Source organism: Curtobacterium luteum, from assembly GCF_001475545.1.
Taxonomy (GTDB): Bacteria; Actinomycetota; Actinomycetes; order Actinomycetales; family Microbacteriaceae; genus Curtobacterium; species Curtobacterium luteum_A.
Window position 1 is genome coordinate 1 of the sequence record NZ_LDQC01000129.1, and the last position, 5,475, is coordinate 5,475.

At 71.5% G+C, this 5,475-nt stretch carries 3 protein-coding genes; 2 read left to right on the forward strand and 1 reads right to left on the reverse strand.

All coding sequences use genetic code 11. The annotated features are described in order from the left end of the window. Positions 1-3,104 (forward strand): transcription-repair coupling factor (gene mfd, locus NS184_RS16445; RefSeq protein WP_058727164.1); only part of this gene is annotated, 3,104 nt, incomplete at its 5' end. 470 nt (positions 3,105-3,574) lie between these two features. Here mfd and nhaA read toward each other — a convergent pair. Then, positions 3,575-4,753: a Na+/H+ antiporter NhaA gene (nhaA, locus tag NS184_RS16450; RefSeq protein WP_058727165.1), complete on the reverse strand. Its 1,179-nt coding sequence runs from the start codon at positions 4,751-4,753 to the stop codon at positions 3,575-3,577. A gap of 123 nt (positions 4,754-4,876) precedes the next feature. On the opposite strand from nhaA, the gene NS184_RS18925 reads away from it, so the two are divergent. Then, the coding region (locus tag NS184_RS18925; RefSeq protein WP_193750530.1) for a MazG family protein at positions 4,877-5,475 on the forward strand (599 nt) is incomplete at its 3' end.

Sequence of the window (5,475 nt, forward strand, 5' to 3'; positions counted from 1 at the left end):
CGTACGCCCGGGTCGACCTCGTCACCCGCCGCGGCGAGTTCGCCGTGCGCGGCGGCATCCTCGACGTCTTCCCGCCCACGGCCGACCACCCGGTGCGCGTCGACTTCTTCGGCGACGAGATCGAGGCGATCAAGGCCTTCTCGGTCGCCGACCAGCGCACGACCGACGACGACCTCGGTCAGGTCGAGCTGACGGCCTCCCGTGAACTCCTGCTCTCCGACGACGTCCGGCAGCGGGCGCGCGAGATGCTGCACGAGTTCCCGAACCTGTCGCAGATGCTCGCGAAGATCGCCGAGGGCATCCCGGTCGAGGGCATGGAGTCCCTCGCACCCGCGCTCGTGCAGGACCTCGTGCCGGTCACGAGCTACCTGCCGGAGGACGCCACCATCGCGGTGTTCTCGCCCGAGCGGGTCAGCGGCCGGGCGCACAGCCTCGCCGAGACGAACACCGAGTTCCTGCAGGCAGCGTGGAGCGCCGCCGTCGCGGGGGCCCAGGCGCCGATCGACCTCGACGCCGGCAACTTCCTCACGGTGCAGCAGCTCAAGAACGGTCGCGCCCAGCGCACGTGGTGGACGGTCTCGCCGTTCGACTCCGGCCTCGACGAGGGTGACCGCGACCGCGTGCTCACCGACGCCGAGGCCGCGGCGGAGGCGGGCGAGTACATCCGCGTCCGCGCCGAGGCGATCCCCGCGTTCGCGGGCAGCGCCGACGGCGCGATCGCGCACGTCAAGCAGCTGACCGACGACGGGTGGGCCGTCGTGGTGACCGCCCAGGGCAAGGGCCTGGTCGAACGGGCGGTGCAGGTCCTCGCCGACGCCGGGGTCGCCGCCCGTGCCGAAACCCTCACCGCGCCTCCCGAGCCGGGGGTCGCGATCGTGACGACCGCAGCCGTCGAGCACGGCTTCGCCACCCCGGATCCGCGCATCGCGGTCCTCAGCGAGGCCGAGTTCTACGGCCGCAGCGTGCAGCAGGGCGCCCGCACGGTGAAGAAGCTCGCGGGACGGCGCAAGAACGTCGTCGACCCGCTGCAGCTCAAGCCGGGCGACGTCGTCGTGCACGCCACGCACGGCATCGGCAAGTTCGTCGAGCTCGTCTCGCGCGAGGTGAGCTCCGGCGGCCGGAACGCCGTGAAGACGCAGCGCGAGTACCTCGTCCTCGAGTACGCGCCGTCGAAGCGTGGCTACCCGGGCGACAGGCTCTTCGTGCCGACGGACCAGCTCGACCAGCTCTCACGGTACGTCGGCGGCGAGAGCCCGACACTGTCGAAGATGGGCGGCTCGGACTGGGCGGCCGCCAAGTCGAAGGCGCGCAAGGCCGTCCGCGACATCGCCGTCGACCTCGTGAAGCTGTACTCGGCACGCATGGCGTCGAAGGGCCACGCGTTCGGCCCCGACACCCCCTGGCAGCGCGAGCTGGAAGAGGCGTTCCCCTTCGCGGAGACCGCCGACCAGCTCACCACCATCGACGAGATCAAGCGCGACATGGAGCGCCCGATCCCGATGGACCGCCTGCTCTCCGGCGACGTCGGCTACGGCAAGACCGAGGTGGCGATCCGTGCGGCGTTCAAGGCCGTGCAGGACGGCAAGCAGGTCGCCGTGCTCGTCCCGACGACCCTGCTCGTCCGGCAGCACATGGAGACCTTCCAGGAGCGGTTCGCCGGCTTCCCGGTGCACCTGCGCGCGCTCAGCCGGTTCCAGACCGAGAAGGAGTCGAAGGAGACGATCGCGGGGCTCGCGGACGGCACCGTCGACATCGTCATCGGGACGCACCGGATCCTGTCGCAGAACGTGCAGTTCAAGGACGTCGGTCTGGTCATCATCGACGAGGAGCAACGCTTCGGTGTCGAGCACAAGGACCAGCTGAAGAAGCTCAAGACGAACGTCGACGTCCTCGCGATGTCGGCGACGCCGATCCCGCGTTCGCTCGAGATGGCGGTCACGGGCATCCGCGAGATGTCGACCCTGGCGACCCCGCCGGAGGACCGCCACCCGATCCTCACGTTCGTCGGGCCGCAGTCCGACCTGCAGGTCGCGGCGGCGATCCGACGCGAGCTGCTCCGCGAGGGCCAGGTGTTCTACGTGCACAACCGCGTGAAGGACATCCAGTCGGTCGCGGCGCACCTCGCCGAGATCGTGCCGGACGCGCGCATCGCCGTCGCGCACGGGCAGATGTCGGAGAGCACGCTCGAGCAGGTGATGGTCGACTTCTGGGAGCGCCGCTTCGACGTCCTCGTGTCGACGACGATCGTGGAAACCGGTCTCGACATCGCGAACGCGAACACCCTCATCATCGACAAGGCCGACAAGTACGGCCTGTCGCAGCTGCACCAGCTCCGCGGACGCGTCGGCCGGGGTCGGGAGCGTGGCTACGCGTACTTCCTGTACGACGCCGACAAGCCGCTGTCCGAGACCGCGCAGGACCGCCTCGAGACCATCGCCGCGAACAACGAGCTCGGCGCGGGCATGCAGGTCGCGATGAAGGACCTCGAGATCCGCGGCGCGGGGAACCTGCTCGGCGGTGAGCAGTCCGGGCACATCGCGGGCGTCGGGTTCGACCTCTACCTCCGCATGATCGGTGAGGCCGTGTCCCAGTTCCGTGGGGACGTCGCCGAGGGGCAGACCGAGCTCCGGCTCGAGATCCCGGTCGACGCGCACATCCCGGAGGACTACGTCGAGTCCGAGCGCCTCCGACTCGAGGCCTACCAGAAGCTCTCCGCGGCCTCCGCGCCGACAGCGCAGCCCGAGGCGATCGACATGGTCCTCGATGAGCTCACCGACCGCTACGGGCAGCCCCCGCAGGCGGTGCTCACCCTGGTCGAGGTGTCCCGGCTCCGGCGCATGGCGCAGCAGGTCGGGCTGTCCGACGTCGTCGTGATGGGCTCGAACCTCCGCGTCGCGGGCAAGGAACTCGCAGACTCGGCGCAGGTGCGGCTGAAGCGGATGTTCCCGGGCGCGCGGTGGTTCCCGCAGCAGAACGCGACGAGCATCCCGATGCCGCGTCCGCACGGCGAGGCCATGCCCGACGGCACGCTCATCGACTGGGTGGAGAGCATCCTCACCGCGGTGTACGGCGCGTCGAAGGCGCCGGCCGAGACGGCCGCGTAGCGCGCGGAACACCGACGGGAGGCGCGTGGCGGCGCGCCATCTTCCTGCCGTCGATCGCGCGGTCAGCCGACGGGTGCGTGGCGGGCCGACGAAGTGCCCCCCGTCCCGTGCCCTGGCCGTCGGGAGGCGCGTGGCGGCTCGGCACTGTTCCTCCCGTCCGGTGTGTCGTCGGTCGGGAGGCGCGAGGCGGCCCGGCACCGTTCCTCCCGTCCGGTGAGTGGTCGGTCGGGAGGTGCGTGGCGGCCCGGCACCGTTCCTCCCGTCCGGTGTGTCGTCGGTCGGGAGGCGCGTGGCGGCCCGGCACCGTTCCTCCCGTCCGATGGGTCGACGCGGAACGACGTGACCGCCGTCGTGCGACGACGGTCACATCGTCTGTTGCGCTGACCGGTACCCCGCGTGCGCAACGAACGACCGGTCCGCTGTCGTTCGACAGCGGACCGGTCGTTCCGCAGCGGCGGTCGGCCGCCGTGCTACTCCGTCGACTCGGCCTCGGAGAGCTCGCGCCGTGCGCGGTACCGGCGCGCACGGAGCGACACCACGACCGCGGAGGCGACCATCGCGATCCCGGAACCGACGAGCACCGCGAGGACACCCTCGTCGAGGATCTCCTCGTTGCGGGCGAACGCCAGCTCGTTCATGAGGAGCGACACCGTGAATCCGATGCCGCCGAGCACGCTCACGGTCACGATCGACCCGAACGACAGCGTCGATCGGCCGGGCGCCCGGAAGATCCGCGTCGCGATCGACCCGAAGACCGTGATGCCGACGACCTTGCCGACCGGCAGCGCGAGCACCACCGCCCAGAACGTCGGGGACAGCTCCGCGGGACCGACGTCCGGGATGACCACGGCGGCCGAAGCGAACGCGAAGACCGGCAGCACCAGGCCGTTCGACCACGGCTCGACGCGCTCGTACACGGTGTGCCCGGAAGGCCGGGGCAGCAGGAGCCCGAGCGCGACGCCCGCGATGGTCGCGTGGACGCCGGAGTGGTAGACGAGCCACCACGCGAGGAGGCCGAGCACGACCATCGCCGCGATCAGCAGTCCGCGCCGTCCGTCCGACCGGCCCAGTCGTCGGCCGAGCAGCCAGAAGAGCGCGAGCACGACCACCGCGCCGGCGAGCGAGAGGAAGTCGGTGTCGTGCGCGAACACGACCGCGATGATCACGATCGCGATGAGGTCGTCGAGCACCGCGAGGGCGAGCAGGAACACGCGGACCGTTGAGGGCAGGCCGCGGCCGAACATCGCGAGCAGCCCGAGCGCGAAGGCGATGTCCGTCGCCGTCGGGATCGGCCAGCCGTGCTGGTACGGCGTGCCCACGGTGACCGCGAGGTAGATCCCCGCCGGGACGACCACCCCGCCGACCGCCGCGATCGCCGGGATCACCGCCGTCTTCGGGTTCGAGAGCTCCCCGGCGACGAGCTCCTGCTTCAGCTCGATCGCGACGAGCAGGAAGAACACCGCGAGCAGACCGTCGCTGATCCAGTGCGACACCGAGAGGTCGAGGCCGATGGCGCCCCACGGAGAGTGGGCATCGAGCGCGCGCTCGAGCCCGGGCCCGAGGGGCGAGTTGGCGGCGACGAGGCCGAGGACGGCCGCCGTGAGCAGTGCGATGGCGCTGAAGCGCGGGGAACGGAGGAGTGCAGACATGGAGCTCCGGTTCGTGGGGTCGGTGAACGGTCCGTCGACCAGACTTCCCGACACGCCTCGACCAGGGTACCGGGGGGGTCTGACACGTGGGCCGGGCGGCTCGGGTCGTGCGAGCATGACGCCATGAGTGCCCTCACCGACCTCGAGGCCGTCGTCGACCGTATGCTCGCCCCCGAGGGTGGCTGCGTGTGGAACCGGGAGCAGACGCACGCGTCCCTCGCGCGCTACGCCGTGGAGGAGGTCTACGAGCTCGTCGACGCGATCGACGACGGCGACGAGGACGACTTGCGCGAGGAGCTCGGCGACGTGCTCTACCAGGTGGTGCTGCACGCCGGGCTCGCGGAGTCGTTCGACCTCGAGGGTGTCGCAGCCGGGGTCCGGGACAAGATGGTCCGGCGGCACCCGCACGTCTTCGGGGATGCGCGCGCGGACACCGTGGCCGAGGTCGAGCGGGTGTGGCGTGCGGCGAAGGCGGCCGAGAAGGCCTCGCGGCAGAGCGCCCTCGACGGGGTCCCGCGGGCGATGCCGCCGCTCGAGCGTGCGGTGAAGCTGCTGGAACGCCTGGAGGCGCGGGTCGACACCGGCGCACTCGTCGCGTCCCTTGGTGCGAGGGTGGACGCCGGGGTCCCGGCCGAGGCCGGGGCCCCTGCCGGGGACAGGGCCGGGGACGCGGTCGGGGCCGCGGCCGGGGACAGGGTCGGGGACGCGGTCGGGGCACCGGG

Excerpts from the sequence above, each read along its gene's own strand:
- nhaA (WP_058727165.1), bottom strand. The coding sequence starts at position 4,753 with ATGTCTGCACTCCTCCGTTCCCCGCGCTTCAGCGCCATCGCACTGCTC.